Annotated in this window: 27 protein-coding genes; 13 read left to right on the top strand and 14 right to left on the bottom strand. The window is 70.8% G+C overall.

What is annotated here, in order from left to right; genetic code table 11:
• The first annotated feature begins 14 nt into the window (after positions 1–14).
• Together serC and ABD347_RS06235 are read left to right on the top strand one after the other, a co-directional pair.
• Positions 15–1,133, top strand: a complete 1,119-nt coding sequence (serC, locus tag ABD347_RS06230; RefSeq protein ID WP_344357404.1) for a phosphoserine transaminase — start codon at positions 15–17, stop codon at positions 1,131–1,133.
• A 194-nt stretch (positions 1,134–1,327) separates the two neighbouring features.
• Entirely contained in the window at positions 1,328–1,993 is a 666-nt protein-coding gene (locus ABD347_RS06235; protein ID WP_425575585.1) for a DUF4360 domain-containing protein, read from the top strand.
• A 120-nt stretch (positions 1,994–2,113) separates the two neighbouring features.
• On the opposite strand, the gene ABD347_RS06240 is transcribed toward ABD347_RS06235, so the two are convergent.
• Together ABD347_RS06240 and ABD347_RS06245 are read right to left on the bottom strand one after the other, a co-directional pair.
• Positions 2,114–2,944: an ABC transporter permease gene (locus tag ABD347_RS06240; RefSeq protein WP_344357406.1), complete on the bottom strand. Its 831-nt coding sequence runs from the start codon at positions 2,942–2,944 to the stop codon at positions 2,114–2,116.
• Positions 2,941–3,912: an ATP-binding cassette domain-containing protein gene (locus ABD347_RS06245; protein ID WP_344357409.1), complete on the bottom strand. Its 972-nt coding sequence runs from the start codon at positions 3,910–3,912 to the stop codon at positions 2,941–2,943. Before ABD347_RS06245 ends, ABD347_RS06240 begins: the two co-directional genes overlap by 4 nt.
• 86 nt (positions 3,913–3,998) lie before the next feature.
• Here ABD347_RS06245 and ABD347_RS06250 point away from each other — a divergent pair, with 86 nt between their 5' ends.
• Positions 3,999–4,793 carry a TetR/AcrR family transcriptional regulator C-terminal domain-containing protein gene (locus tag ABD347_RS06250; protein WP_344357412.1) on the top strand — a complete coding sequence of 265 codons (795 nt, stop codon included), beginning with the start codon at positions 3,999–4,001 and terminating at the stop codon, positions 4,791–4,793.
• A 69-nt stretch (positions 4,794–4,862) separates the two neighbouring features.
• Here the strand turns inward: ABD347_RS06250 and ABD347_RS06255 are convergent, their stop codons facing one another.
• Complete coding sequence (locus ABD347_RS06255; RefSeq protein ID WP_344357414.1) at positions 4,863–5,717, bottom strand: PhzF family phenazine biosynthesis isomerase; 855 nt, start codon at positions 5,715–5,717, stop codon at positions 4,863–4,865.
• Positions 5,718–5,801: 84 nt separating this feature from the next.
• Here ABD347_RS06255 and ABD347_RS06260 point away from each other — a divergent pair, with 84 nt between their 5' ends.
• The gene (locus tag ABD347_RS06260) at positions 5,802–6,689 is read left to right on the top strand and encodes a LysR family transcriptional regulator (protein WP_344357417.1); all 888 of its coding nucleotides are present in this window, start codon (positions 5,802–5,804) and stop codon (positions 6,687–6,689) included.
• 18 nt (positions 6,690–6,707) lie between these two features.
• Here the strand turns inward: ABD347_RS06260 and ABD347_RS06265 are convergent, their stop codons facing one another.
• Complete coding sequence (locus ABD347_RS06265) at positions 6,708–7,703, bottom strand: WD40 repeat domain-containing protein (RefSeq protein ID WP_344357419.1); 996 nt, start codon at positions 7,701–7,703, stop codon at positions 6,708–6,710.
• A gap of 59 nt (positions 7,704–7,762) precedes the next feature.
• Here ABD347_RS06265 and ABD347_RS06270 point away from each other — a divergent pair, with 59 nt between their 5' ends.
• Positions 7,763–8,455, top strand: a complete 693-nt coding sequence (locus tag ABD347_RS06270; protein WP_344357422.1) for a GDSL-type esterase/lipase family protein — start codon at positions 7,763–7,765, stop codon at positions 8,453–8,455.
• A 204-nt stretch (positions 8,456–8,659) separates the two neighbouring features.
• On the opposite strand, the gene ABD347_RS06275 is transcribed toward ABD347_RS06270, so the two are convergent.
• The 4 genes from ABD347_RS06275 to ABD347_RS06290 form a co-directional block, all read right to left on the bottom strand.
• Positions 8,660–9,235 carry a hypothetical protein gene (locus ABD347_RS06275; RefSeq protein ID WP_344357424.1) on the bottom strand — a complete coding sequence of 192 codons (576 nt, stop codon included), beginning with the start codon at positions 9,233–9,235 and terminating at the stop codon, positions 8,660–8,662.
• Positions 9,232–11,400, bottom strand: a complete 2,169-nt coding sequence (locus ABD347_RS06280) for a hypothetical protein (protein ID WP_344357427.1) — start codon at positions 11,398–11,400, stop codon at positions 9,232–9,234. Before ABD347_RS06280 ends, ABD347_RS06275 begins: the two co-directional genes overlap by 4 nt.
• A 66-nt stretch (positions 11,401–11,466) precedes the next feature.
• The gene (locus ABD347_RS06285; protein WP_344357430.1) at positions 11,467–11,892 is read right to left on the bottom strand and encodes a hypothetical protein; all 426 of its coding nucleotides are present in this window, start codon (positions 11,890–11,892) and stop codon (positions 11,467–11,469) included.
• 227 nt (positions 11,893–12,119) lie between these two features.
• Positions 12,120–12,530 (bottom strand): hypothetical protein, encoded by a 411-nt coding sequence (locus ABD347_RS06290; RefSeq protein ID WP_344357433.1) that lies wholly within the window; start codon positions 12,528–12,530, stop codon positions 12,120–12,122.
• A gap of 82 nt (positions 12,531–12,612) precedes the next feature.
• On the opposite strand from ABD347_RS06290, the gene ABD347_RS06295 reads away from it, so the two are divergent.
• Positions 12,613–13,431, top strand: a complete 819-nt coding sequence (locus ABD347_RS06295; RefSeq protein WP_344357435.1) for a helix-turn-helix domain-containing protein — start codon at positions 12,613–12,615, stop codon at positions 13,429–13,431.
• Entirely contained in the window at positions 13,428–13,697 is a 270-nt protein-coding gene (locus ABD347_RS06300) for a DUF397 domain-containing protein (protein WP_344357438.1), read from the top strand. The genes ABD347_RS06295 and ABD347_RS06300 overlap by 4 nt, the downstream gene beginning before the upstream one ends.
• Here the strand turns inward: ABD347_RS06300 and ABD347_RS06305 are convergent.
• The gene (locus tag ABD347_RS06305; protein ID WP_344357441.1) at positions 13,638–14,798 is read right to left on the bottom strand and encodes an alpha/beta hydrolase family protein; all 1,161 of its coding nucleotides are present in this window, start codon (positions 14,796–14,798) and stop codon (positions 13,638–13,640) included. The genes ABD347_RS06300 and ABD347_RS06305 overlap by 60 nt on opposite strands.
• A gap of 153 nt (positions 14,799–14,951) precedes the next feature.
• Between ABD347_RS06305 and ABD347_RS06310 the strand changes: the two genes are divergently transcribed.
• Together ABD347_RS06310 and ABD347_RS06315 are read left to right on the top strand one after the other, a co-directional pair.
• Complete coding sequence (locus ABD347_RS06310) at positions 14,952–15,437, top strand: MarR family winged helix-turn-helix transcriptional regulator (RefSeq protein ID WP_344357444.1); 486 nt, start codon at positions 14,952–14,954, stop codon at positions 15,435–15,437.
• A 287-nt stretch (positions 15,438–15,724) separates the two neighbouring features.
• A complete protein-coding gene (locus ABD347_RS06315) occupies positions 15,725–16,711 on the top strand; it encodes an aldo/keto reductase (RefSeq protein WP_344357447.1) in 987 nt (328 codons plus the stop codon).
• Between the two features lie 125 nt (positions 16,712–16,836).
• Here ABD347_RS06315 and thpR read toward each other — a convergent pair whose 3' ends face one another.
• Positions 16,837–17,409 (bottom strand): RNA 2',3'-cyclic phosphodiesterase, encoded by a 573-nt coding sequence (thpR, locus tag ABD347_RS06320; protein WP_344357450.1) that lies wholly within the window; start codon positions 17,407–17,409, stop codon positions 16,837–16,839.
• A gap of 41 nt (positions 17,410–17,450) precedes the next feature.
• Here thpR and ABD347_RS06325 point away from each other — a divergent pair, with 41 nt between their 5' ends.
• The gene (locus tag ABD347_RS06325; RefSeq protein WP_344357453.1) at positions 17,451–17,960 is read left to right on the top strand and encodes a GNAT family N-acetyltransferase; all 510 of its coding nucleotides are present in this window, start codon (positions 17,451–17,453) and stop codon (positions 17,958–17,960) included.
• A gap of 53 nt (positions 17,961–18,013) precedes the next feature.
• Here the strand turns inward: ABD347_RS06325 and ABD347_RS06330 are convergent, their stop codons facing one another.
• A complete protein-coding gene (locus ABD347_RS06330) occupies positions 18,014–19,438 on the bottom strand; it encodes an MFS transporter (RefSeq protein ID WP_344357456.1) in 1,425 nt (474 codons plus the stop codon).
• Positions 19,439–19,465: 27 nt separating this feature from the next.
• Entirely contained in the window at positions 19,466–19,909 is a 444-nt protein-coding gene (locus tag ABD347_RS06335) for a MarR family winged helix-turn-helix transcriptional regulator (protein WP_344357459.1), read from the bottom strand.
• Positions 19,910–20,040: 131 nt separating this feature from the next.
• Between ABD347_RS06335 and ABD347_RS06340 the strand changes: the two genes are divergently transcribed.
• A complete protein-coding gene (locus ABD347_RS06340; RefSeq protein ID WP_344357462.1) occupies positions 20,041–20,238 on the top strand; it encodes a ribbon-helix-helix protein, CopG family in 198 nt (65 codons plus the stop codon).
• Positions 20,239–20,682: 444 nt separating this feature from the next.
• Here ABD347_RS06340 and ABD347_RS06345 read toward each other — a convergent pair whose 3' ends face one another.
• The gene (locus ABD347_RS06345) at positions 20,683–22,137 is read right to left on the bottom strand and encodes an NCS2 family permease (RefSeq protein ID WP_344357893.1); all 1,455 of its coding nucleotides are present in this window, start codon (positions 22,135–22,137) and stop codon (positions 20,683–20,685) included.
• A gap of 192 nt (positions 22,138–22,329) precedes the next feature.
• Between ABD347_RS06345 and ABD347_RS06350 the strand changes: the two genes are divergently transcribed.
• Positions 22,330–22,599, top strand: a complete 270-nt coding sequence (locus ABD347_RS06350; RefSeq protein ID WP_344357465.1) for a DUF2530 domain-containing protein — start codon at positions 22,330–22,332, stop codon at positions 22,597–22,599.
• Positions 22,600–22,766: 167 nt separating this feature from the next.
• Positions 22,767–25,217 carry a cation-translocating P-type ATPase gene (locus ABD347_RS06355; RefSeq protein ID WP_344357468.1) on the top strand — a complete coding sequence of 817 codons (2,451 nt, stop codon included), beginning with the start codon at positions 22,767–22,769 and terminating at the stop codon, positions 25,215–25,217.
• A gap of 74 nt (positions 25,218–25,291) precedes the next feature.
• On the opposite strand, the gene ABD347_RS06360 is transcribed toward ABD347_RS06355, so the two are convergent.
• On the bottom strand, positions 25,292–26,062 hold the full coding sequence (locus ABD347_RS06360) for a TetR/AcrR family transcriptional regulator (RefSeq protein ID WP_344357471.1): 771 nt from the start codon (positions 26,060–26,062) through the stop codon (positions 25,292–25,294).
• Positions 26,063–26,134 lie beyond the last annotated feature (72 nt).

Raw genomic sequence — 26,134 nt, forward strand, 5'->3', positions numbered from 1 at the left:
GCTAGGCTCCGAACGTGGCTGAGATCCGGATTCCCGCTGACATCAAGCCCGCCGACGGCCGTTTCGGCGCGGGCCCCTCCAAGGTGCGTACGGAGGCGCTGGACGCCCTGTCCGTCACCGGCACCTCCCTCCTGGGCACGTCCCACCGCCAGGCTCCGGTCAGGAACCTGGTCGGCGAGGTCCGCGCCGGTATGCGTGACCTGTTCTCCCTCCCCGAGGGCTACGAGGTGATCCTCGGCAACGGCGGCTCCACCGCCTTCTGGGACATCGCGACCTACGGGCTGATCGAGAACAAGTCGCAGCACCTGTCGTTCGGCGAGTTCTCGTCCAAGTTCGCGAAGGCGTCCAAGCTGGCCCCGTGGCTGGCCGAGCCGACCGTCATCTCCTCCGAGCCGGGTACGCACCCCGACCCGGCGGCCGAGGCGGGCGTCGACGTGTACGCGTTCACGCACAACGAGACCTCCACGGGTGTCGCCGCGCCGGTCAAGCGCGTCGAGGGCGCCGACGAGGGCGCGCTGGTCCTCGTGGACGCGACCTCCGGCGCGGGCGGTCTGCCGGTCGACATCACCGAGTCGGACGTGTACTACTTCGCCCCGCAGAAGTCCTTCGCCTCCGACGGCGGTCTGTGGATCGGTGTGTTCTCCCCGGCGGCGCTGGAGCGGGCCGCCCGGGTCCACGCGTCCGGCCGGCACGTCCCGGAGTTCTTCTCCCTGCCGACGGCGATCGACAACTCGCTGAAGAACCAGACGTACAACACCCCGGCGCTGTCCACGCTGTTCCTGCTGAACGAGCAGCTGAAGTGGATCAACGGCCAGGGCGGTCTCGACTGGTCGGTGCGGCGCACCGCGACCTCCGCGCGCACGCTGTACGGCTGGGCCGAGGAGTCCAAGTACGCGACGCCGTTCGTCGCCGACCCGGCCAAGCGCTCGCAGGTCATCGGCACGATCGACTTCTCGGACGAGATCGACGCGGCGGCGGTCGCCGAGGTGCTGCGCGCCAACGGCATCGTCGACACCGAGCCGTACCGCAAGCTGGGCCGCAACCAGCTGCGGATCGCGATGTACCCGGCGATCGACCCGGCGGACGTCGAGGCGCTGACGGCGTGCGTCGAGCACGTGATCGAGAAGCTGTAGGCAGTCGTCCGTGAAGGGCCCCGATCCCGCCATGGGACGGGGCCCTTCCGCATGCGGCCGATAACCGCTCTATCCGGTGCCGTCGCCGGTCCCTACCATCCGAAGCACCTCGGAAGCACCCGCGCGAGTGATTGGCATGTCCAGGACATCCACGGTTGGACCCCCCACTTCGACCGGCAACCGATCGGAGCCCCATGTCCCGACGCTCCCTGTCCAGATCCCTGTTCGCCGGCTCGGCCGCCACCGCGGCCCTCGCGGCGACCGCCCTCACCCCGACCCCCGCCTCGGCGGGCATCGTGGCCCCGCCCGACAAGATCGTGATCGAGATCGCGACCGTCAACGGTTCGGGCTGCCCCCAGGGCACGGCCGCCGTCGCCGTGGCCCCGGACAACACCGCCTTCACCGTGACGTACAGCGACTACCTCGCCCAGGTGGGCGTGGGCGCGAAACCGACCGACTTCCGCAAGAACTGCCAGCTCAACCTGATCGTCCACGTTCCGGGCGGCTTCACCTACGCCGTCGCGAGCGCCGACTACCGGGGCTACGCCAAGCTGGAGCCGGGCGCCACCGCCGAACAGAAGGCGTCCTACTACTTCCAGGGCTCGCCGGACACGGCCAGGACGAGCCACCCGTACCGGGGCCCGTACGACAACAACTGGCAGGCGACCGACCAGACCGACTGGGGCCAGCTGGTCTGGGCGCCCTGCGGCGCGAAGCGGAACTTCAACATCAACACCGAGCTGCGGGTCAGCGCGGGCACCTCGGACCCGGCGAAGACCAACAGCTTCATCACGATGGACTCCACGGACGGGGACATCAAGACGATCTACCGCCTGGCCTGGAAGGAATGCCCGGCGTAACCGGACCGGGTGGGCCCGCACCCCCTCCGCGGGCCCACCCTCCGCCGTGGACCACCGGCCGCCCCGCCGTGGTCCACCGGCCGCCCCCGCCGTGGTCCACCGGCCGCCCTCAGGCGCGTACTACCGGCTCAGCCGCTGGAAGCGCCGTACCGCGAGCGGCAGGAAGACCGCCGTGATCACCACGGGCCACACCACCGCCATCAGCAGGGCGTGCTGCTCGACCCAGCTCCCGCCCCCGGCACCGGGGTTGCCGAACAGCTCGCGCGTCGCCGCCGCCGTGGAGGAGATCGGGTTCCAGGCGGCGACGGTGCCCAGCCAGTCGGGCATCGAGCCGGGCTGGACGAACACGCTGGAGATCATGGTCAGCGGGAAGGCGACCGCGAACAGCCCGCCCGCCGCCTCAGGGTCCGGCACCAGCAGCCCGAGCCAGATGCCGACCCAGGTCAGGCAGTAGCGCAGCAGGAGCAGCAGGCCGAAGGCCGCCACGGTGCCGAGGAAGCCCCCGTCCGAGCGCCAGCCCATCACGAACGCGGTCCCCGCGAGGATGGCCAGCTCGGCGCAGGCGATGATCACGTCGGTGACGCCCCGCCCGGTGACCACCGCGGAAGGCGCCATGGGCATGGAGCGGAAGCGGTCGATGACGCCCTTGTTGGCGTCGGTGACCACGGCGGTCGCGGTGTTGATGAACCCGAAGGCCATCGTCATCACGAACATGCCCGGCATCAGGAAGTCCCGGTAGGCGTCCGCCCCACCACCGCCCGGCGGCTTCATCGCGCCACCGAAGACATACCCGTAGAGCAGCACCGACAGGATCGGGAAGCCGAGCTGCCAGGCGATGTAGACGGGCTTGCGCCGGTAGTGGGTGAGCGTCCGGCGCACCACGTTCCAGCAGTCGGCGAGCGCCCAGTAGGCCCGTCCGCGCCCGGCGAGGGGCTCCAGCGAGATGGTCATGCGGCCGCTCCTTCCTTGTTCTCCTCGTCGGCCGAATGGCCGGTCAGGCGCAGGAACACGTCGTCGAGGCTCGGTCTGCGCAGCCCGATGTCCTCGACCTGGACGCCCTCGTCCTGGAGGGTCCTGGCGACCTCGGTGAGCGCCACGACCCGGTCGGCGACCGGTGCGTGGACGCGCCGCTCCTCCTCGTCCACGTGCGGCTCGCCGTGGCACACCCGGGCGACGGTCTTGGCCACGCGCGGCAGGTCGGCGGGGTCGGCGGCGACGACCTCGATGCGGTCACCGCCGACCCGGTCCTTCAGCGCCTCGGGCGTGTCGTCGGCGATGGCGCGGCCCCGGTCGATGACGGTGACCCGGGAGGCCAGCTTGTCGGCCTCCTCCAGGTACTGCGTGGTCAGCAGGACCGTCGTCCCGCCCGCCACCAGGTCCCGCACCGCGTCCCACACCTCGCCGCGTCCCCGCGGGTCCAGGCCGGTCGTCGGCTCGTCCAGGAACAGCACGCGGGGCGCGAGGATCATCGAGGCGGCCAGGTCCAGGCGGCGCCGCATGCCGCCGCTGTACCCCTCGACGCCCTTGTCGGCGGCCTCCGTCAGCCCGAACCGCTCCAGCAGTTCGGCGGCGCGCGAGCGGGCCCGGCGCCCGCCGAGGTGGAACAGCCGGCCGAACATCTCCAGGTTCTGCCGGCCGGTCAGGATCTCGTCCACGGCCGCGTACTGGCCGGTGAGGCCGATCAGGGCCCGCACGCGGCGCGGGTCGCGGGCCACGTCGACCCCGGCGACCTCGGCGCGGCCGCCGTCGAAGCGCCGCAGCGTGGCCAGCACGCGGACGGCGGTGGTCTTGCCCGCCCCGTTGGGGCCGAGGAGCCCGTGCACCGTGCCGGGCCGCACGGCAAGGTCGAATCCGTCCAGTGCGCGTTTCTCCCCGTACCGCTTCTCCAGGCCCTCGGCCCGTACCGCCCAGTCGTCCATGACGCCCTCCCACTGAAACTGAGTACACCGTACCCAAGCGAGCGTACAGCGTACTCAATTTTCGTCCAGTGATTTACGCTGGCGCCATGACCAGCAGTGACAAGGCACCCGCCCGACCGGCGGCGACGAGCGGCAGCGGCGACATCGTCCGCAGCCTGGAACTGCTCTGGGGAATCGGCGAACCCCCCTCCCGGGGCCCGAAACGCGGCCTGACCGTCGACCGTGTCGTCGCCGCCGCCGTGGCGGTCGCCGACGCCGAGGGCCTGGACGCCGTCTCGATGCGGCGGCTCTCCGCCGACCTGGGCGTCGGCACGATGTCGCTGTACCGGTACGTCCCCGGCAAGGCCGAGCTGCTGGACCTGATGCTCGACCGGGTACGGGGTCTGATGCTCGACCCGCAGCCGGCCGAGCCCCGCGACTGGCGCACCGCCGTCGACGCGCTGGCGCGCGCCGAACTGGCCCTGTACCGCCGCCACCCCTGGCTGCTCAAGGTCAACCAGACCCGTACCGTCCTCGGCCCCAGCGCCCTGCGGGGGCTGGAACTCGCCCTGACGGGCCTGAAGAGAATGGGCCTCACGGACCCGGAGCTCATCTCCGTGATCATCGCCGTCCAGAGCTTCGTCACCGGGATCGTGCGCATGGAGGCCGAGACGGTCGAGGCGGCCAAGGAGACCGGTGTCAGCGACGAGGAGTTCTGGACACGGCAGGAGCCCTTCCTCGAGCGCGCCATGCGCACCGGCGCGTACCCGATGATGGCGGCGCTCTCCCCGGACGCCTTCTCCACCGAGTTCGACCACTTCGAGTTCGGCCTGCGGGCCCTGATGGGCGGCTTCGAGGCGATGGTGGCGGAAGCCGCCGGGCGGCAGCCCACGGAGCGGTGACCGGCCGGGCGGTGACCGGCGGGGCGGCAGCCCGCCGAGCGGCGACCGGCCGGGCGGTGAGCGGCCCCTCTACGCGATCGCGACCGCCCGGCCCGTGACCCGGGTGCGCTCGTCCTCCGGGGACACCTCGATCAGCAGGTCGCTGGGGCGGCCCATGTCCTCGCCCTGGCGGATCGCGATCGTCATGGGCCGGGTGACCAGGCCCAGCGCGCGGAGGTAGCCGCCGAGCGCCGCCGCTGCCGCTCCGGTGGCCGGGTCCTCCACGACGCCCCCGACGGGGAACGGATTGCGGGCGTGGAACCGCTCCGGCGACTCGCGCCACACCAGGTTCACGGTCGTCCACCCGTGCTCCCGCATCACCGCGCCGAGGGCGTCGAAGTCGTACTCCAGGCCGGCCAGGCGCTCCCGCGAGGCGGCGGCCAGCACCAGATGGTCGTTGCCGCCGAAGGCCACGTGCGGGGGAAGCTCCGGGTCCAGCTCGGCGGCGGACCAGCCCAGCGCGCGCAGGGCCGCGTCCAGTTCGGCGCCCTCGGCGGGCCGGCTGCGGGCGGGGACGCTGGTGAGCGTGGCCAGGACCGCGCCGGAGTCGTCCCTCGTGGTGGCCACGGGGATCCCGCCCGCCGGGGTGTCGAGGTGGAGGTCCCCGGTGCCCAGCCGCTCGGCGAGCGCGACGGCCAGGGCGATGGTGGCGTGGCCGCAGAACGCCACTTCCGCCAGCGGGCTGAAATAGCGGACCCGGAACCGCCGCGCCGCCTCGTCGCGCTCGGTGACGAACGCGGTCTCCGAATAACCGAGTTCGGCCGCCGTCGCGAGCATCGCCGCGTCGTCGAGTCCGGAAGCGTCGAGTACGACACCGGCGGGGTTCCCGCCCTCGGGGGCGCTGGTGAAGGCGGTGTACCGCAGGGGCACTTCGGTGGTGGTCATGGGTCCATGCTGGCGCCGCCCGGGCCATCGCGTCCAACGATTGATTCCGATCGGTCCCATGCGCGTGACGCATAGCCTGGGAGGGTGGACACCCGACTGCTGCACACCTTCGCCACCCTCGCCCGTACCGGCAGCTTCACCGCCACCGCCGCCGAACTGCACGTGGCCCAATCCACCGTGACCGTGCAGATCCGGGCGCTGGAGCGGGAGCTCGGCACCCGCCTCTTCGACCGCCTCCCCTCCGGCGCGCTGCTCACCGAGTCCGGCCGGCGACTGCTGGAGGAGGCCGGGAACGTCCTCGACGCGGTGGCCCGTCTGCGGGCCGGGACCGGCGGCGACGGAGCCGTACGGGGGCGGGTGACCGTCGGCACCCCCGAGTCGCTGTGCTCCACCCGCCTGCCGGGCGTCATCGCCGCCCTGCGCACCGGCCACCCCGACGTCGACGTCCGCCTCCACGCCGCCGGCACGGCGCGGAGCGTCGAGGGTCTGCGCTCCGGGCACCTGGACCTGGCCCTGAGCCTGGAGGAGGAGGGCGACTTCCCCGACCTGACCGCCGAGCCGATCGGCCGTGAGCCACTTGGCCTGCTCTGCTCCCCCGGGCACCCGCTCGCCGCGCGTACCCGACCGGTCACCTGGGAGGAGCTCGCGGCGGAGAGCTACTTCCTGCTGGAGCAGGGCTGCTCCTACAGCGACGCGCTGGAGCGCCGGCTGCTCGCCGTGCCCGGCGCGCGCCCGCGGCTGACCCGGTTCGGCAGCGTGGACGCGGCGCGCGGCTGCGTGGCCGCCGGGCTGGGGCTGACCCTGCTGCCGCTCACGACGGTGGAGGACCACCTGCGCCAGGGACGGCTCGTCCGGATCCCCGGTCCGCGTTTCACCGACGTCCCCGTGCGGCTGGCCCGGCACCGCAAGCGGTGGGCCACCCCGGCCGTGGAGGCGTTCACGCACGAGGCGGTGCGGCACTTCACGGGCTGACGGCGCCCTGCCCCGGCCTCACCCCCGGCGCCGCCCCCGCCGCCACAGGAGGACCAGGGCACCGGCCCCCGCCAGCACGAGGACGCCCACCGTGGTGTTGCCACCGCCACCGCCGCCGTCACCGCTCCCGCCCGGGGGCCCCGGCGTCGCGCCGCTCGTGCCCGGCGCGGCGGAACCGCCGCCGCTCGGCGCGGGGCGCGCACCCTCCACGGGCACCCGCGCCACCTCGCTGTTCGTCCCCTCCGAGCCGTACATCAGCGCCGAGCCGTCCACCGTGTACGTCACCGACTCCGACTGCCGCTGGATCGGCGCGCTCAGCCGCTTCTCGGCGCCGAGCCGCCCGTCCTTCCAGGCGTACGCCCGCGCGCTGAAGTACCCGCGCAGCACCAGCTCGTCACCGTCCGGCGAGAACGCCCCGTCCGTGACCCACGGCACCTCGCCGATCCGCCGGAAGACGTTCGGGCCGCCCGCGCTCAGCCGCGCGGGGCCCTCGTACAACCCGCCGCCGTCCTCGTGCTTGGACGCGATGTAGACCCGCCCGGTCGTGGGGTGGACCATCAGCGCCTCGGCGTTCCTCGGCCCGTCGGCGTACCTCACCGTGTACTGGGTGGCCTCCACCGTCTGGTCCCGCAGCCGCTCCGGCTCGGGGAAGCGGTAGATCCAGACGTGGTCCCAGGAGCCGTCGAGGTTGTCGCCGATGTCCCCCACGTACACGTTGCCGTCCGCCCCGACCGAGATCGCCTCCATGTCGCGCGGCGTGCCGACCCCCCGGAACGTGACGGTGGCGACGGTCTTCCCTGTCCTGGAGTCCACGGCGAACACCCGGGGCCGGTCCTGGTCGTTGTGCGTCCAGTAGACCCCCGGGTGGGCGCGGCTCGCCGCGAGCCCGCTCGACTCCGTGACGCGGGGGTCCTCGATGGCGAACCCGCCGTCCTCCCCCGCGGCCGTGGCGGGGGCGGCGGACAGCAGCACCGCGGCGAGGGCCGCGCCCAGGGACGTACGCAACGAACGCATGCCCCCAGTGTCCATGGTCACATCGCACACCAGCGCCCCGGTCGGCGATGATGACCCCCATGCGTTTCATGTTCGTCGGCGACTCCATGACCATCGGACGCGCCGGCGACTACACCTGGCGCTACCGGATGTGGCAGCACCTCGAAGCGGCCTTCCCCGGCCCGTACGAGATCGTCGGCCCGCGCACGGAACTGTACGAGACGACCGCCGACGCCGCCGTCTCGCACGCGTACGCCGACCCGGCGTTCCCCGCCGACGCCCGCCGGCACCTCTCCGGCTGGGGCGAGGGCTGGCTGCACATGGCGCCGCTGGTCCGCGAGGCGGTCGCCGCCGCGCGGGCGGACGTGCTGCTGGTCTCGCTGGGCCTGATAGACCTCGGCTTCTACACCGACAGCGACCAGACGTCCGGCAACGTCCGCTCCTTCATCGCGGAGGCCCGCGCCGCCAACCCGCGCGTACGGGCGGTCCTGCTCCCGGTGATCCCGAACGTACGCGCCCAGTACGACGCCCACTTCGCCGCCGAGTGCGCCCGCTTCAACGAGCTGCTGGCCAAGACGGTGGCCGACCTCGACGAACCCGGCTCCCCCCTGCTGCTGGCGTCGACGCCGGACTCGTACGACATCGCCACCGACACCTACGACGGCACCCACCCCGGCCCCTCGGGCGAGCACAAACTCGCGGCCGCCTTCGCGACGGCGATGCACCAGGCGTGGGGCCTGGGCGGGCCGTACGCGCCCGTCCCAGATCAGTAGGCGTCGCCGGCATCCCTGCGCGGCCACCACCCCTCTCGTGCGGTCGCCCGCCTGCTCACGCCCCCGCGCGTGACGACTCGGTCCGACGGTCAGGAGGCGGGCAGCCGGATCTGAAGCGGACCACAGCCGAGCCGCTCGGACTCTGCCGTCACGTAGGCGGGGAACACCTCTCGCGACCACGATGGCGCCCAGGTGGGCCGAGCATCATGCACACCAGGCCTGGACCATTCCAGGGACGTACGCCCGAAGAAAGTTCTCGATTCGCTCACGCCACTCCCCGACGTCAGCGGGTTTCTCATTTCCAACTCGAATTTCCAGCGCCAGAGCGTCGTACCTCCCGCTCTGGGTCTCCGGAAATTCGTACTGGCGTTGATTCGCCTTGGGCTTGCATGCCGCCCACGCAACGGCACCGTCGTCACCTACGCCCGCACTTGTGAATCCACCACCCAGGTCGACCCTCTTCAGGCCGATGTACTTATCGGCCGCCTCTTCTACGATATCGAGATCTCCCCACTGCCGAGACAATGAAACGGTGAGATCCACCCCTTCATCCACCACTATGCTGCAGCTTTTACGCTCACCCGGTCTCGACAGGCTTTCACTGGAATCTTCTTTGACGGACTTCCCAGGAGGAAGGAGCGGCTTCACATCCTGTTGCGCGACGGCAACGTCACAAACTTCGCTGGGGATCGCATAGTCATACTCCGATTCACCCCCCGAACAACCGGCAACGAGCAGCACAGAAGCACAAGCAGCCACGACCCTGCGATGGCGCATCATGCCCCCTTCCCCGCCAGGCGCTTAGCCGTATCGTTTCCATTGTTGGCAGCATTATCGATGGTGTCGACGGTCATATACGGCTTCTCAAGTGCCGCCAGGTCGGGATTCCGTTCCCGCCAGATCATCGCCAATTCTTCAAGCCTTCCCTCTCGATCTGTTCCGGTCGCCAAGTTGTCCCGCACCTGCCCATTGTCGATCCTTGCGACCTCTTCTTCAAGCCACTTGGCAGTGAGGGCGTCAACACCTCTCTGCGCCGCATCGCCTACATGCGGAATAAAGTTCACGACGCCGCCCCACGTGTGATAGTCCCACTTCGCTTCCCAGGCGGCCTTAGTCTTGGCATCACCAGCATCCATCGCGAGACCTTGATAGCGAGCCTCTTCGAGGAAGCCCACGGTGCGACCGGCCCTCACCAAGGACTCCGAATCGTTTTCCTTGGCCGTGTTTATGTCGTGGAGGATCTCGCGATTTATGCTGTCCTGAAGCGTTCCATATGCGAACTGGTCCCGGGATATCTGCTTTGCCACTTCCAGGACTTGCCCGCGATCCAGAGAGCTTTCCCCATCGTTGTGAGCACTTGCCGCAACGTGTACGTCATCCCCGTAGTTGCCCATGGCCACCGCCATGGGCGTGCGCAGGCTCGGGGGGAAGTCGTTGCCCTCGGCGGCGAGATGGTTCAGCGCACCCTCGAACACCCGGTTGTTCGCCGTCGAGTGCTCGACGTAACCTCCGCCCGAGTTGTTCGGGTCGATGCCCGTCGTCCCCGCCACGAGTGCGGCGCCGAACCCGGCCCTGTCCTGCGCGTCCTCGATGTCGTAGCTGCGGAGGGGATCGCCCCAGATGCTGTCGGGGTCATGCGGGTTGCGCATGTGGGGATTCCCGTCGACGACGTCCCAGTCGCGCTTGCGCGTCAGGTATTCGAGCCGGTCGTTCCCCTGCTTCTCGTTGTCCTCCGGGTTGGGGTCCGACTTGGGGTCGAGGAACGCTGCCGAGGCCTCCGGGTCCTTGCTCATGATCCCGAGCAGGCCGTCGAGGGGATCGTTCGCGAACCACTCGTCCCGCGAGGTGACGAACCTCTTGGGCAGGTCCCAGTTGTCGTTGCCCTTGTCCGCCTTCTCAGCGGCGATCAGGTCGTCACCCAGGTCGTGCATGAACCGGTCCGAGTAGCCTTCGCCGTGCTGCATCAAAGTGACGAGCGACTGGTAGCCGCGGACCTTCTCGCCCTGCCACTCGTAGCGCTTCATACCGGCTTCCTTCATGCCGGCGTGGAAATCCTTGTAGAACTGGGACTTCGGGTCCTGCGTCGCGGTGGCGAGCGCGTTGGCGAGGCCTCGCTCCGCCCCCAGGTAGTGCTGCTTATTGCCCGTGTCCGAATCGTAGGCGAAGGTGTTGAGCTGGTTGGTCACCTTGATGGTGCCCTCGGGCCCGAGATGGTTCAGCACCGTCTGACTGAACTGCTTGTCCCCGGAGTTGTCGCGCATCAGTCGCGCCCACTCCTCCGGGTCGGCCGGCTTCTCGCCCGCCAGGATCTGGTCCGCGTACTTCTTGGCCTCGCGGGCCTCGACGACCTCGATGTCGCCGACCGCGTTCGCGTTGAACTCGTGGCCCGCGCCACGGGCCTGGTCGAACGCTTCCTCGAAGAAGCTCTTGATGCCGGCGGCGTCGCGGAGGGCCAGCTTGGCGCCCTGGTCCGCATCGTCGACCGCCTGGACGGCGGAAGCCACCGCAGCGGTCCAGGAAGCTTCGTGCATCGCGCGAAGAGCGGCGTCTGCGAGGCCGCCGATATCGGTGCCCTTGACCTTGCTTTCGTCGACGTGAGCCTGCCCGTTCGCGTCGATGTGGATGTTGGCTTCCTTCGCCGACTCCACCAGGTGCCTGACCGCCTGTATTCGCTCGGTGAACTGCGCGTAGATGTCGCGGAGGATCGACGCGATGGCCCGGGCTTCGGCCGCCGCAGCGTCGAACTGCGCCCGCGTCGCAGCGAAGCGGGGCTTCGCGGCATTGGCGCTGGCACCGACCCACGACCCATCGCTCGCCACGGATTGAACGGTGTCTCCGTAGGCCTCGCCCAGGCGCTCGAAGCCGTCAGCCATCTCGTCCCACGAGACGGACGCGGTCGTCAGCGGCGTCAGCCGGATGTTCATGACGTCCTGGTAGGTGAGCACGCCTACCCCTTTCCGTGTGCTGGGCGCCCGGCTCGCCTACCGGTACGAGCCGACCGAGAGTGGAGGTCAGGCATCCCGGCGTGGATCCGGTGTCGGGACGTCGATGCCTGCGAGCCCGCTGTACACACCGTGGTCAACGTACTGGAAGTCCCTGCGTGTGCTGCTCAGAGCCGCCTGGTCCCCCGCGAGGCGCGCCTTCAGGTTCTTGACCTGTAGGGCCCACTCTTCGTGTGCGTCCGCCAGGCCGGAGCCGGTCGCCCAGCCGCTGAAGGCGCGCTCCGCCGCATCCGTCGTCTCATCGGCATGGGTGCCCGCCTTGTCCAGCCCGGGACGTATCAGCTCCACCAGCGCTTTGACCGCCCCGCCCTTGCCGTGCGCATTGGTTTTGAGATCAGGTGGTCCGGCCGCTGCACCCGCGGCGTTCACCTGCATATGCGTCTCGGAACGGGCCGCTACGTCAGCCTTGATCTGTTCCCACTCGTCCCAGCCCATCGATCCCCCCGTGGTGATGGCCTACTTTGGTTCGTGGCCGCTGCCGCATGCGGTCACCCGTATTACGTCTGCTTGTCCGGCCCTGCGGCTTCGGTCATCTTAGGAGGCCCCCTCAGACCAAGGGCATCAAGGGGTCTTCCTCCATTGCGGCGTCTGCTCAGGCCCGTTGGCGTGGCGGCGACGTGCAAGACGGGAGCCCAGGCGATCCGCGATCGCGTGTTCCCAGCTCACCGCACCGCACGGCCGACCATCTCGTGCAGCAGGCCCGGCTCCACGAACGGCACGTCCGCCGTGGGCCGCGACCGCCAGTCCAGCGGCCACGTCAGCCCGTCGAGCGCGGGGATGCCCACGAACGCGGCGCCCCGCCCGCTCCGGCTCAGCGCCCGCGCCCCCGCCGGCCACGCGTACGCCGCCGCCGTCTGCGGCGGCAGCAGGAAGTACACGTTCTGCTCGCCGGTCAGCTCCCGGACGATCGGCCCGGCCCGGAAGTCCGTGAACTCCATGAGCCGGTAGGCCACTTCCTCGCCGAGCACCCCCGTGACGCGAACGGCGTCGAAGTGGATGCCGGCATGCCGCAGGGCGTGCCCGGAGGCGGGGATCCAGGACGGAACCCCGTTGGGTGAGTTGCGCGGATTCATGCGGCCAGCTTCGCGGTCCGGCCCTACTGTGACCAGCACCACAGGGCTTCTGTGCTGGTCTGTGCACCTCGGGAGGGCGGGCGTGAACATCGGAAACAACGGCAGTCCCGGCGCCGCGAAGGCGTTCGGAAGGCTGCTGCGGTTCCACCGCGAGCGAGCGAAGGTCTCCCAGGAGGCGCTGGGCCGGGAGACCGGTTACTCCAAGTCCCAGGTGGCCATGATCGAGCGCGGCGAGCGTCGCCCGAGGGGCAACTTCGTGGACGTGGCGGACGAGCTGCTGGGTGCACAGGGTGCACTGGTGGAGGTTGCGGAGGAGGTGAGGGCGAGCGGGGTGGCGGCGTGGTTCGAGGACTACTTGGAGGAGGAGGCGCGGGCGGCGGCTATCCACAAATACGAGAACCACGTCATCCCCGGGCTGTTGCAGATCGAGCCATACGCTCGCGCGGTCTTCGGCTGCGCCTGCCCGCCACTGGACAGCGATGAGATCGAGGCAGGCGTCACGGCCCGCCTGGCGCGACAAGCGCTGTTCCACCGCAAGCCCATGCCTCTCGTCAGCTTCGTGCTGGAGAAGGCGGTGCTAACCCGGCCGCTTGGCGGCCCACCCGTCCTTAAAAGGAACCTTTTGCACATCCTCGACATCGCGCGGCTACGGAATGTCGAGATCCAGGTGATGCCGGAGGACCGGCGCACCCATGCTGGAATCGATGGCCCTTTCACACTGCTGGACACGGCCGAGCGCCGCAGTCAGCTTGTGTACGTCGAGGGACAGGGCGGGCGCTACTTTCTCAGCGAACAGCCGGACCTGGGTGACGTGTTCGCCAGGTATGGCATTCTGCGAGCCCAGGCCCTCACCCCGGAGGACTCCGCCGAACTCATCGAAGAGGTGGCACGAGAGCTATGAGCACCGACCTCGGCTGGTTCAAGAGCAGCTACAGCGGCCCCCAAGGTGGCGACTGCGTCGAGGTCGCCTTCGCCTGGACCAAGTCCTCCTACAGCGGCGACCAGGGCGGAGCTTGCGTCGAGGTGGCCGCCTGCCCCCACACCGTCCACGTCCGTGACTCGAAGGACGTGACCCGCCCCGCCCTGGCCCTCTCCCCCTCCGCCTGGTCAGCCTTCCTGGTGGTGAAAGACCACCTCCGGGTGCTCGGCGGTCGGGCCGTCCAGTAGGTTCCGGTCCACGCCCTTCAGGTGCAGGTCGAAGAAGGCCGTGACGTACGCCCGCGTGATCTCCTGCGACCGCTTGCCCGACAGGGGCTCGTCCGGGGGCAGCAGGCCCAACTGGTCGGCGAGCACGGGCACGTCCGTGAACGTGAAGTGGCCCGAGCCGGTGACGCTGATCCAGCGCTTCCAGCCGTCCAGGAGCGGCCAGTCGCGTATCCAGGAGGGGTCGTCGTCGCCCGTGCCCAGCATCATGAACGGGCGCCCTCCCAGGCCCTCCGCGGGCACCGGCTCCATGAAGGAACCGTCCATGTCGGCCCCGGCGCGCACCCGGTCGTCACCCGCCATGGTCGTCGCGGCGGAGGCGCCACCGATGGAGTGGCCGGCCATGCCGATCCGCTTCCGGTCGATCACGCGGGCGTGCCGCCAGGCGGGGTGCTTGTCGGCGAGCAGCCGGTCGAGGAGGAAGGACACGTCCTTCGCCCGCCCCTTGGGCACCACGCCGTACCCGCCCGGCTTGATCTTGTCGCAGGCGACGCAGTCCAGGAGGCGTCCGCCGGGGAAGGCGGTGCCGGCCGACTCGTAGGCGTGGTCGACGGTGGCGACGACGTACCCCTGGCTCGCCAGCTCCTCCGCCAGGATGGTCAGGGTGGAGCGGTTCACGGTGAAGCCGGGTGACAGCACCACGAGCGGGAACTTCCCGCGTACGGGAGCGGCGGCGGGGCGGGCGTTGGTGCGGGTGCCGCTGAGCGTCCTGGCGGGCACGGCGTCGGTCAGCCCCCGGTCGTCGATGAAGGCCTGGGCTTCGGCGGCGGTCATGTAGGGGGCCGTCCGGCCGCCACCGGGCCGAGCCGGGTAGTACATCGACACCATCAGCTCGCGTCCCCCGGCCTCGGGGACCCAGGGGTCGGGGCGGCTCTTGTCGACGAGGTGCAGGGTGTCACGCCCGACCACGTACGCGCCGGTGGGCGGCGGCAGTTCGAGGCGTACGCGGGCGGTCTCGGCGGCCGGGGCCACCGGCGTGGCGGGGGCGGCGTGGGCGGCGCCCGTGCCGAGCAGGGCGAGGGAGAGTCCGAGTAAAGCGGCGGCGGCGCGAGGCAGGTGATTCATACCGGTGAGGCTAGGCAGCGGGACCCGTCCGAGGCGTCACCCCACAGCCTGAGCGGGGTCGGCCGCCGGACGTACGACGATCTCCACCCGCCGACTGACCCTTCCCGTGGGGGAGTTGACCTCAAGCGCGGTCGAGGTCCTACGGTCATCGGCATGACGACGACACCGACCGTTCCCGCACCCGCCGACCCCGCCGCCACCGACGCCGACCTCGCCTCCCAGCCGATCGGCTACTGGAGCGGCGTCGTCCACAAGGCCGTCATCAAGCACATCCGCGACGCCATGGCCCGCGTGGACGTCACCCAGCCCATGTGGTGGGCCCTCAACCGGGTCGACGTCGGCGACCACGTCACCCGGGAGGTGATCGCCGCCGGACTCGCCGACGTCGCGGACACCCCGTACGACGCCTCCCGCGCCGTCGACCACCTGCTCCACCGGGGCTGGGTCCGCGCCGGCGAGGACGAGCGCCTCCACCTCACCGACGAGGGCCGCGCCGCGAAGGCCCGCATCAGGGAGATGCTCGCGGGCGTCCGGGCGCGGATCCACGACGGCATCACCGACAACGAATACGTCGCCGCACTCAAGGTGCTGCGCCGCATGACCGACAACGTGACGGCGGCTGCGGACCGCCCGAGCTGAAGTACGGCCGTCCCAGCCCCGCTTGGCGCGGTGATCCTGACGGTACGTACCGGTGCCAATGACCACTGCTGATCCTCGCCCTCGTCGCACCGGTGTTCGGGGACAGCGCGATCGCCGTGGTGGTCCCGCTGCCGCTCGCCGTCGTCCTCGCATGCCTCAACGTCATGCAGCGGCGCATGAAGTAGGCCGGCGGCGCGGGCGCAGGAGAGCCGCGCCGTGGGGTCCGGGCCGGGACGAACGGGCGCCCCCTTGCTTCGAGCGCCCTCCAAGGCGTTGGCTGTACATCCATGAAGTACACGCAGCTCGGACGCACCGGACTCAAGGTCAGCCGACTCGTCCTCGGCACGATGAACTTCGGACCTCAGACCGACGAGGCCGGCAGTCACGCCATCATGAACGCCGCCATCGACGCGGGCATCAACTTCTTCGACACCGCCAACGTGTACGGGTGGGGTGAGAACAAGGGCCGTACGGAGGAGATCATCGGCTCCTGGTTCGCCCGGGGCGGCGACCGGGACAAGGTCGTGCTCGCCACCAAGGTGTACGGGAACATGGCGGCCGACGGGCCGGTCTGGCCCAACCACGACAAGCTCTCCGCCGTGAACATCCGGCGGGCCGTCGAGGCCAGCCTCAAGCGGCTGAACACCGACTACATCGATCTCTACCAGTTCCACCACATCGACCGGCACACGCCTTTCGAGGAGATCTGGCAGGCCGTCGACGTCCTGATCCAGCAGGGCAAGATCCTCTACGCGGGGTCGTCGAACTTCCCCGGCTACAAGATCGCCCAGGCCAACGAGACCGCCGCCCGGCGCGGCATGCTCGGGCTCGTCAGCGAGCAGTGCCTCTACAACCTGGCCGAGCGCCGCGCCGAGATGGAGGTCATCCCGGCCGCCCAGGACTACGGCCTGGGCGTCATCCCCTGGTCGCCGCTGCACGGCGGACTGCTCGGCGGGGTGATCAGGAAGGAGGCCAAGGGCGGGCGCCGCGCCGGCGGCCGTTCGGCGGACGCGCTCGCCGACACCGACGTACGCCTCCAGATCCAGGCGTACGAGGACCTCCTCGACAAGCACGGTCTGGAGCCTGGCGAGGTGGCCCTGGCCTGGCTGCTGACCCGGCCGGGCGTGACGGGGCCGATCGTCGGGCCGCGTACGGCCGAGCAGCTCGACTCCGCGCTGCGTGCGGTGGAGCTGGAGCTGTCGGAGGAGGTCCTGAAGGAGCTGGACGCGATCTTCCCGGGCACGGGGCCGTCACCGGAGGCTTTCGCCTGGTGACGGGGTCGCCGGGCGGCCGCGCCTCGGGATCAGCCGAAGGCGGCCGCCACGGCGACGAGCACGAACATCAGGACAAGCACACCGGCCATGATCCGGTTACGGGTTTTCGGGTCCACACTTCGAGGTTAGCTGGCTCCTCCGAGCGGCCAGGAACCGACCGCCTCGTAGCGCGGTGCCTGGCCCGCGGCGCCTCCACCGGGCAGGTTGCTGCGTACCAGGACGAGCTCGGCCACGTTCCAGCGGGTGCCCTCGAGGTCCTGGAGCCCCTCGACGAACGGGCGCAGGTCCGTGGCGTCCGTGCGGCTGCGGGCCACGGTCAGGTGGGCGTGGTAGCGGCGGTGCTCGTCCATCGGGATGCCCGCGCGCCGGGCGGCGGCGTCCGCGCGGTCGGCGAGCAGCCGCATCTCGTCCAGCCCGCCCGCCGCGCCCGCCCACAGGACCCGCCGGCCGAACCGTCCGCCGCCGTGCAGGCGCAGCGGGAAGGGCGCGGTGCGGTGCGCGGCGCGGGCGAGCCGGGTGCACAGCTCGGGCACCAGCCCGTCGTCCACCTCCCCCATGAACGCCAGCGTGAAGTGCCAGCCGGCACGCCCCGTCCAGCGCAGGTCACCGGCGCCCGGGAGGGCTCTCAACCGGTCGATCCGCACCGCGAGTTCGTCCACGGCCGCACGAGTCGGCAGCACGGCAGCGAAAAGCCTCATACGTCGAGTCTGGCATGATCCACGCGCCGTACCCTTGGCCGATGGAGAAGGTGCGGATCAGGCGGGGCGGGGTGGACGACGTCCCCGCGATACTCGGTGTGCTGGACAGCGCGGTCGTCTGGCTGAACGCGCGCGGGATCACGGACCAGTGGGGCACCGAGCCGTGGTCGTCGAGGCCACGGGCCGCGCGGCGGGTGCGCGAGACCGTCGCGGAGGGCTCGCCGTGGATCGCCGAGATCGGGGGCGTACCGGCCGGGGCGCTGACGCTGACGCCGTTCCCCGGGCCCGATGTCGCTCCCGCCGGTGAACCGGAGCTTTACGTGCGCTTCCTGGCCACCGACAGCCGGTTCCACGGGCGGGGGGTCGGCGGCGCGCTGCTGGCGCACGCGGTCGAGGAGGCCCGCCGGCGGGGGGTGCCGCTGTTGCGGGTGGACTGTTTCGCGGGCGGCGGGGGGCGGCTCGTGGACTACTACGTACGGCACGGCTTCACGCCCACCGAGACCTACACGGTCGGCGACTGGCCGGGGCAGGTTCTGGAGCGGCGGGTGTGACGAAGGGGCCTCGCCCCGTCCCGGGCGGGCCCCTTCGGAGCGCACAGGTGCCGCTAGGCGGCCGTGGTCAGCCGCTCGCGCGGGACGAACCGCACGTGCGGGTGGCGGCCGTGCATCTCGACCTTCAGGCGCAGTCCGCCCACCCGCGCCAGCACCAGGCCGATCACCACGGCGGCGGCCAGCGAGACGGCGCCGCCCGTGGCGAAGCCGGCGCGGGCGCCGTAGGTGTCGGTGATCCAGCCGAGCAAGGGCGCGCCCACCGGCGTACCGCCGACGAACACCATCATGTAGAGGCTCATCACCCGGCCGCGCATGACCGGGTCGGTCGCGAGCTGGACCGAGGAGTTGGCGGTGACGTTGACCGTCAGGCCGAACATGCCGATCGGGACCAGCAGCAGCGCGAAGACCCAGAAGGACGGGGAGAACGCGGCCGCGATCTCCAGTACGCCGAAGGCGACCGCTCCACCGACCAGCAGCCGCAGCCGCGAGGTGCCGCGCCGGGCGGCGAGCAGGGCGCCGATGAGGGAGCCGACGGCCATCAGGGTGTTGAGGAAGCCGTACGTGCCCGCTCCGGCGTGGAAGACGTCGTCGGAGAAGGCGGTCAGCCAGATCGGGAAGTTGAAGCCGAAAGTGCCGACGAATCCGACGAGCGCGATCGGCCAGATCAGCTCGGGGCGGCCGGCGACGTACCGCAGTCCCTCGCGCAGCTGGCCCTTGCCTCGCGGTGCCCGCTCCACCTGGTGCAGCTCGCTGGTGCGCATGAGCATCAGGGAGGCCAGCGGGGCGAGGAAGGACAGGCCGTTGATCAGGAAGGCGTACCCGCTGCCGACCGACGCGATCAGCGCGCCGGCGACGGCGGGGCCGACGAGGCGGGCCGACTGGAAGTTGGCCGAGTTCAGGCTGACGGCGTTGCGGACCTCGGAGGGGCCGACCAGCTCGGAGTAGAACGACTGGCGGGCCGGGTTGTCGACGACCGTGACCATGCCGAGCAGGAACGCGATCAGGTAGACGTGCCAGACCTGGATATGGCCGGAGAGGGTGAGGACGGCGAGGGCGAGACCGCACAGGCCGAGGGCACCCTGGCTGAGCATCAGCAGGTTGCGCTTGGGATAGCGGTCGACGAGGACTCCGCCGTACAGGCCGAAGAGCAGCATCGGCAGGAACTGCAGCGCCGTCGTGATGCCGACGGCGGCGGCGGAGCCCGTGAGGCTGAGGACCAGCCAGTCCTGGGTGATACGGGCCATCCAGGTGCCGGTGTTGGAGACGATGGCACCGGTGAAGAAGAGCCGGTAGTTGCGGACCTTGAGCGAGGAGAAGGTCCCGGTGCGGCGGGGCCCGCCGTGCGTATCGCGCTTGTCACGCTCGCCGCGCCTATTGCGCTTGGCGTGCTTGGCGTGCTTGTCGCGCTTGTCGTGCTTGTCGTGCTTGTCGTAGGGGTTGTGTGCGGGTGCGGAGTCTGCTCCGGGTCCCGTACTCAAAAGGGGTCGCCTCCTTGGTGTGACTGTTTACAGATGTGCGAGCTTCTCCAGCACGGGTGCGGCATCGCGCAGCTTTGCCCACTCGTCCTCGTCCAAACCTTCGGCGAGGGTGGCGAGCCAGGCGTTCCGCTTGCGGCGGGACTCCTCGAGCATGGCCTCGGCCGTCTCGGTCTGGCTGACGACCTTCTGCCGGCGGTCGTCGGGGTGCGGCTCCAGCCGGACCAGTCCCTTGGCCTCCAGCAGGGCCACGATGCGCGTCATCGACGGCGGCTGCACGTGCTCCTTGCGGGCCAGCTCACCGGGGGTGGCGGAACCGCAGCGGGCGAGGGTGCCGAGCACCGACATCTCGGTGGGGCTCAGCGATTCGTCGACGCGCTGGTGCTTCAGGCGTCGGCCCAGCCGCATGACGGCGGAGCGCAAGGCGTTCACGGCGGCTACGTCAGCGGGGTCGCCGTGGGAAAGATCAGGCATCTATTTAGCGTAACTCATTACCCTGGCTAAATACTACCCGGCGAACGGGGAGTGCTACGTGTCACCCGTACGAGTGAGAGCAGGGCGGAAAGGAGCGCGGGGAGCGCGGCGGGGCGGCGAGTCTGGGCGCCATGGGATCGACGGTGCTCAGCGTGCGAATAGACGGAGAGCTGCTCGACCGGGTCCGGCGCCACGCCGCCCGCAGCGGGATGAGCGTCCAGGACTACGTGGTCCGGACGCTCGTCCGCGACGACTTCGACGAGCGCCTCGAAACGGCGGTCGACGAAACGAACCGCTTCTACGGCTCCACGGCGCCTGACGCTGCCTGACGCCGCCCGGGCGGCCCTCCCCCGTACGCGGCGCCCCGCGCGCGCCCGCGCACACCCGGGCCTCGCTCCCGGCACCAGCACGCCCGCCCCGCCTGGCGAACAGGACCCGCGCCGGCCCGCGTCCGCCCCGCCCCACCAGGGACCCGCGCCCGCGCGGCGCGGGCGGCACGCCGCCGGGGGTGCGTCCGTCTCCCCCGCGCCCCAGGCCCTCGGCGGGAACGGGCCGCGTTTCCGCGCGCCCGTCCCACCAGCGCCCAGGGCGCGCGCGGACCCGAGCGCCCCGCCCCGCCCCGCCAGGGACACCGGCCCGCACAGCACCGCCCCGCACTCGCCCCGGCCCCGCCCCGCGCCGCGACCCGCGCCGGGAAACGGGGGCGGAGACATGGGCGGCCCGGGCCGTGCGGGGAGCACGGGCCGGGCCGACCGGGAGAGGCGCGGGGCGCGTTACGTGAGGCCCAGCGCCGGCATGGCGTAGTAGAAGGCGAAGACCGCCGAGACGACGTACATCGCCACCGGGACCTCCCGGCCGCGTCCGGCCGCCAGGCGCAGCACGCTGAAGGCGATGAAGCCGATGCCGATGCCGTTGGTGATCGAGTACGTGAACGGCATCATCACCATCGCCAGGAACGCGGGCACCGCGATCGTGAAGTCGCTCCAGTCGATGTCCTTCACCGACCCGGCCAGGATCAGGAAGCCGACCGCCAGCAGGGCGGGGGTGGCCGCCTGGGAGGGGACCATCGTGGCGAGCGGCGTGAGGAAGAGGGCCACCGAGAAGAGCGCGCCCGTGACGACGGACGCCAGGCCGGTGCGCGCGCCCTCGCCGACGCCCGCCGTGGACTCCACGAAGCAGGTGGTGGCCGAGGACGAGGTGGCGCCGCCGGAGGCCACGGCCAGGCCGTCGACCAGGAGCACCTTGTTGATGCCGGGGAAGTTGCCGTCCTTGTCCATCAGCTTGGCCTCGTCGCCGACGCCCAGGATCGTGCCCATGGCGTCGAAGAAGCAGGACAGCAGGACGGTGAAGACGAACAGGCAGCCGGTCAGCACACCGACCTTCCCGAAGCCGCCGAAGAGGCTGACCTCGCCGACGAGACCGAAGTCGGGGCTGGCGACCGGGTTGCCGGGCCACTCGGGGCTGGTCAGGCCCCAGGAGGGGATCGTCGCGACCGCGTTGACGATCATCGCGACGATCGTCATGACGACGATCGAGATCAGGATGGCGCCCGGCACCTTGCGGACGATCAGCGCCAGCGTGAGCAGCGCGCCCAGTGCGAAGATCAGGACCGGCCAGCCGGTGAGGTGACCGTTGGCACCCAGCTGGAGCGGGACGGTGGTGTGGGCGGCGTCCGGCATACGGGAGACGAAGCCGGAGTCGACGAGGCCGATCAGCATGATGAACAGGCCGATACCGATGGCGATGCCCTTGCGCAGCCCGAGGGGTACGGCGTTCATCACCCGCTCGCGCAGCCCCGTCGCCACCAGCAGCATCACCACGAAGCCCGCCAGGACGACCATGCCCATGGCGTCCGGCCACGACATGCGGGGCGCGAGCTGGAGGGCGACGACCGTGTTGACTCCGAGCCCGGCCGCCAGCGCGATCGGCACGTTGCCGATGACACCCATCAGCAGCGTCGAGAACGCGGCCGTCAGCACCGTGGCGGTGACGAGCTGGCCGCCGTCGAGCTGGTGCCCGTACATGTCCTTGGCGCTGCCGAGGATGATCGGGTTCAGCACGATGATGTAGGCCATCGCGAAGAAGGTCGCGAATCCGCCACGTACCTCTCGGGCGACCGTGGAGCCGCGCTCCGAGATCCTGAAGTAGCGGTCCAGGCGGCTGGTCGGCTGCTGGGGGGACGGCGGCCGGGCGCCGGCGTCCGTCAGCGGGGTGGCCGAGGAGGGCATGCGAAACCTCATGGTGCGGGGGTGGGATGGGGCGCCATGACCGGTCGTATTTGGTCATTCACACTAAGAAAACCAGTCAGACACAAGATGTTTCAGTATGAACGCATGATGCGAAGATCGGTATCTCCGCGCGTAGAACACTGGTGCGCCAGGGCCGGGAGCCACCCGGAAGGCCCCGCCTACACTGTGCGCATGGCGAAGTGGACCCCCAGGCACGAGGCACCCGAGCCCCTTGAGGGGCCCGTCGTCGCCACCATCACCGGTGGCACGGTCATCTGGTTCGTCCTCTTCGTGGTGCAGGTCCCCTTCTACGGCTGGTTCGCCGACCGCGACCTGACCTGGTGGGTGTGGACCTGCCTCGCCGGTGGCGGACTCGGCCTGATCGGCATCTGGTACGTCCGCAGGCGCGAGGCGGCCCTCAAGCGCGCTGCGGCCCGGGAGTCGCACGGCGACACCGCCTGACGGCCTCCTGGCGGCCTCCTGACCCGGAAGCCCTGACGCCGGGGCGGACCCAGAGGCCCGACGTCAGGGTGTGCCGTACGTCCACGGGACGATTCCCGTCGTACCGGGGGCGGATCTTCCCGCCGGTCGCGGTGTGCGGGCGCGGGGACGGTCGTACCGTCGGAAACATGACGCAGCGGGCGAAGATCGAGACCGACGGCTCCGAACCCGGCAGGCCCACCATCGACGCCGGGGCCGAGCTCGACCCCGTCCACCCGGCCCAGGCGCCCGTCCGGCACCGGAGCGCCGGGCTGACGGCCACCGAGGTGGCCGAGCGGGTCGCGCGGGGCGAGGTCAACGACGTACCCGTCCGCAGCTCCCGCTCCACCGCCGACATCGTCCGCGGCAACGTCTTCACCCGCTTCAACGCGATCATCGGCGTCCTGTGGGTGATCATGCTGGTCGTCGCACCGATCCAGGACAGCCTGTTCGGGTTCGTCATCATCGCCAACACCGGCATCGGCATCATCCAGGAGCTGCGCGCCAAGAAGACCCTCGACTCCCTCGCCGTCATCGGTGAGACCAAGCCCACCGTCCGGCGGGACGGGGCGGCGACCGAGGTCCACATGTCGGAGATCGTCCTCGGCGACTGCATCGAGCTCGGACCGGGCGACAAGGTCGTCGTCGACGGCGAGGTCGCCGAGGCCGACAGCCTGGAGATCGACGAGTCGCTGCTCACCGGTGAGGCCGACCCCGTCGTGAAGAAGCGCGGCGACCAGGTCATGTCCGGCAGCTTCGTCGTCGCCGGAGGCGGGGCGTTCACCGCCACCAGGGTGGGACGCGAGGCGTACGCGGCGCAGCTCGCCGAAGAGGCGTCCCGTTTCACGCTCGTCCGCTCCGAGCTGCGCAGCGGCATCTCGACGATCCTCAAGTACGTGACGTGGATGATGGTGCCGACCGCGATCGGGCTCGTCATCAGCCAGCTCTTCGTCAAGGACGCCGCCTTCAAGGACTCCGTCGCCCGGACCGTCGGCGGCATCGTGCCGATGATCCCCGAGGGCCTGGTGCTCCTCACCTCCGTCGCCTTCGCGATCGGCGTCATCCGGCTCGGCCGCCGGCAGTGCCTCGTGCAGGAGCTGCCCGCCATCGAGGGGCTCGCCCGCGTCGACGTCGTGTGCCTCGACAAGACCGGCACCCTCACCGAGGGCGGCATGGACGTCACCGAGCTGCGCCCCCTGAACGGCTCGGACGAGACGTACGTCCGCACGGTCCTCGGCGCCCTCGGGGAGTCCGACCCCCGCCCCAACGCCTCCCTCCAGGCGATCATCGACGCCTACCCGGACAACGAGGACTGGCGGTGCGTGCGAGCCCTGCCGTTCTCCTCCGCACGCAAGTACAGCGGCGCCACCTTCAGCGAGGGCGACGGACGGACCAGCACCTGGCTGCTGGGCGCGCCCGACGTCCTCCTCCCCGACGACGACCCCGTCCTGGGCGAGATCGACGGCCTCAACCAGCAGGGGCTGCGCGTCCTGCTCCTGGCGAACGTCACCGGCGAGCTGGACGACCCCGACGTCACCGCGACCGCCCACGCCACCGCCCTCGTCGTCCTGGAGCAGCGGCTGCGCCCCGACGCCGCCGACACCCTGGCCTACTTCGCCGAGCAGAACGTCGCCGCCAAGGTCATCTCCGGCGACAACGCCGTCTCGGTCGGCGCCGTCGCCGAGAAGCTGGGACTGCCAGGCGCCGAGCACACCGTCGACGCCCGCCGGTTGCCCGCCGAACGGAACGAGATGTCCAAGGCCCTCGACAAGGGCGCCGTCTTCGGGCGGGTCACCCCGCAGCAGAAGCGCGGCATGGTCGGGGCGCTCCAGTCCGGCGGACACACGGTCGCCATGACGGGTGACGGCGTCAACGACGTACTGGCCCTGAAGGACGCGGACATCGGCGTCAGCATGGGCTCCGGCTCGGAGGCGACGAAGGCCGTGGCCCAGATCGTCCTGCTGAACAACAGCTTCTCCACGCTGCCCGCCGTCGTCGCCGAGGGCCGCCGCGTGATCGGCAACATCACACGCGTCGCGACCCTCTTCCTGACCAAGACGGTCTACTCGGTGCTGCTGGCGATCCTGGTGGTGTGCACCGGCATCGAGTACCCCTTCCTGCCCCGCCACCTCACCCTGCTGTCCACCCTCACCATCGGCGCGCCCGCCTTCTTCCTGGCGCTGGCGCCCAACAAGGAGCGGGCGAAGCCCCACTTCGTCCGCCGGGTGATGCGGTACGCGATCCCGGGCGGGATCGTCGCCGCCTCGGCGACGTTCGCGACGTACCTGCTCGCCCGCGCCCACTACAGCGGGCCGGACGCGCTGAGCGCCGAGACCAGCGCGGCGACGCTCACCCTGTTCCTGGTGTCGATGTGGGTGCTGGCCATCGTCGCCAGGCCCTACACGTGGTGGCGGATCGCGCTGGTGGCGGTCATGGGCGGGGCGTTCCTGCTGGTGCTCGTCGTGCCCTGGCTCCAGGACTTCTTCGCGCTGCGGCTGGTGGGCACGACGATGCCGTGGCTGGCCGTGGGCATCGCGGCGGTCGGCGCCGTGCTCGTGGAGGTGGCGTGGCGGCTGGTGGACCGCCGGTTCCCCGCGTGAACCCGCCCGGCCCGCCGTCGCCGGGGCGAGGCGGGTGCCTGGTCCCCGGGGCCTCGACGGGCCGCCGGTGACGGCTACTTGAAGCACCGTGCCGGGTCCCGGGGGGCCTCCTCGGTGTAGCGGTGGCCGACGCCGAGCGTCTCGCAGGTGTCGGCGAGTTCGCGTTCGAAGAAGGGGCCGCCGTCGTCCAGGGCGAAGTCCAGGTGGCCCAGGACCTCCATGCAGACCAGCCCGTACAGGCGTACCCAGCAGCGCAGCATCACGGCGATGGCCTCGATGGGCAGGTCCACGTCGCGGTGTGCGCGGAGGCGGTCGAGCTGGGCGGCGAGGCGGGGGTGGAGGGAGCCGGGCGGGGAGACCGGGAAGGGGTGCGAGCGCCAGAGCTTGGCCATCAGGTCCGCGAAGAGGAGGCCGAAGACCCAGCCGGCGTCCTGCTCCAGGTCCGACTCCTCGCCGCCGATCGCTCCCGGGGCGCCGGGGCCGAGGAGCAGCCCGAACTCCCTCTCGTGCTCCAGGCCCCAGCGGCGCAGTGCCCGCGCGGCGGCGATCAGGCGTCCGGGGGCGTCGTCCTCGGGCAGGACGTCGCAGGACGCCTCGAGGTAGCCGGCGACTTCGATGAAGATGTCGGCCCGCAGGGTGCGCAGCAACTCCTCGTGGCTGGTGAAGTAGCGGTAGACGGCGGGGGCGGTCATCCCCATGTGGCGCGAGATCGCGCGGATGGTGACGCTGCCGATGCCCTCGTCGACCAGCAGCCCGCGCGCCACCTGCTTGATCTCGTCGATGGTCGCACGGCGCTGCTGCTCCCGCCGGGAGAGCCCCGCCTGGAACTCCTGCCTCTGGGCCATACCTACCTGCATCCTCTGTGACGTCATGCGTTTTCCGGACAGGGGGTTCGGCGTGCGACTCATACACCTACC

The sequence above is a fragment of the Streptomyces gobitricini genome (assembly GCF_039532985.1).
Lineage (GTDB): Bacteria > Actinomycetota > Actinomycetes > Streptomycetales > Streptomycetaceae > Streptomyces > Streptomyces gobitricini.

Bases quoted from the DNA above. Each gene is read 5' to 3' on its own strand.
- ABD347_RS06240 (WP_344357406.1), bottom strand. From the start codon at position 2,944: ATGACCATCTCGCTGGAGCCCCTCGCCGGGCGCGGACGGGCCTACTGG.
- ABD347_RS06315 (WP_344357447.1), top strand. From the start codon at position 15,725: ATGAAGTACACGCAGCTCGGACGCACCGGACTCAAGGTCAGCCGACTC.
- ABD347_RS06340 (WP_344357462.1), top strand. From the start codon at position 20,041: ATGGGATCGACGGTGCTCAGCGTGCGAATAGACGGAGAGCTGCTCGAC.
- ABD347_RS06275 (WP_344357424.1), bottom strand. From the start codon at position 9,235: ATGATGCGCCATCGCAGGGTCGTGGCTGCTTGTGCTTCTGTGCTGCTC.
- ABD347_RS06270 (WP_344357422.1), top strand. From the start codon at position 7,763: ATGCGTTTCATGTTCGTCGGCGACTCCATGACCATCGGACGCGCCGGC.
- ABD347_RS06345 (WP_344357893.1), bottom strand. From the start codon at position 22,137: ATGCCCTCCTCGGCCACCCCGCTGACGGACGCCGGCGCCCGGCCGCCG.
- ABD347_RS06350 (WP_344357465.1), top strand. From the start codon at position 22,330: ATGGCGAAGTGGACCCCCAGGCACGAGGCACCCGAGCCCCTTGAGGGG.
- ABD347_RS06250 (WP_344357412.1), top strand. From the start codon at position 3,999: ATGACCAGCAGTGACAAGGCACCCGCCCGACCGGCGGCGACGAGCGGC.
- ABD347_RS06265 (WP_344357419.1), bottom strand. From the start codon at position 7,703: ATGCGTTCGTTGCGTACGTCCCTGGGCGCGGCCCTCGCCGCGGTGCTG.
- thpR (WP_344357450.1), bottom strand. From the start codon at position 17,409: ATGAGGCTTTTCGCTGCCGTGCTGCCGACTCGTGCGGCCGTGGACGAA.
- ABD347_RS06310 (WP_344357444.1), top strand. From the start codon at position 14,952: ATGACGACGACACCGACCGTTCCCGCACCCGCCGACCCCGCCGCCACC.
- ABD347_RS06335 (WP_344357459.1), bottom strand. From the start codon at position 19,909: ATGCCTGATCTTTCCCACGGCGACCCCGCTGACGTAGCCGCCGTGAAC.
- ABD347_RS06245 (WP_344357409.1), bottom strand. From the start codon at position 3,912: ATGGACGACTGGGCGGTACGGGCCGAGGGCCTGGAGAAGCGGTACGGG.
- ABD347_RS06305 (WP_344357441.1), bottom strand. From the start codon at position 14,798: ATGAATCACCTGCCTCGCGCCGCCGCCGCTTTACTCGGACTCTCCCTC.
- ABD347_RS06360 (WP_344357471.1), bottom strand. From the start codon at position 26,062: ATGGCCCAGAGGCAGGAGTTCCAGGCGGGGCTCTCCCGGCGGGAGCAG.
- ABD347_RS06235 (WP_425575585.1), top strand. From the start codon at position 1,328: ATGTCCCGACGCTCCCTGTCCAGATCCCTGTTCGCCGGCTCGGCCGCC.
- ABD347_RS06355 (WP_344357468.1), top strand. From the start codon at position 22,767: ATGACGCAGCGGGCGAAGATCGAGACCGACGGCTCCGAACCCGGCAGG.
- ABD347_RS06255 (WP_344357414.1), bottom strand. From the start codon at position 5,717: ATGACCACCACCGAAGTGCCCCTGCGGTACACCGCCTTCACCAGCGCC.
- ABD347_RS06285 (WP_344357430.1), bottom strand. From the start codon at position 11,892: ATGGGCTGGGACGAGTGGGAACAGATCAAGGCTGACGTAGCGGCCCGT.
- ABD347_RS06300 (WP_344357438.1), top strand. From the start codon at position 13,428: ATGAGCACCGACCTCGGCTGGTTCAAGAGCAGCTACAGCGGCCCCCAA.
- ABD347_RS06290 (WP_344357433.1), bottom strand. From the start codon at position 12,530: ATGAATCCGCGCAACTCACCCAACGGGGTTCCGTCCTGGATCCCCGCC.
- ABD347_RS06325 (WP_344357453.1), top strand. From the start codon at position 17,451: ATGGAGAAGGTGCGGATCAGGCGGGGCGGGGTGGACGACGTCCCCGCG.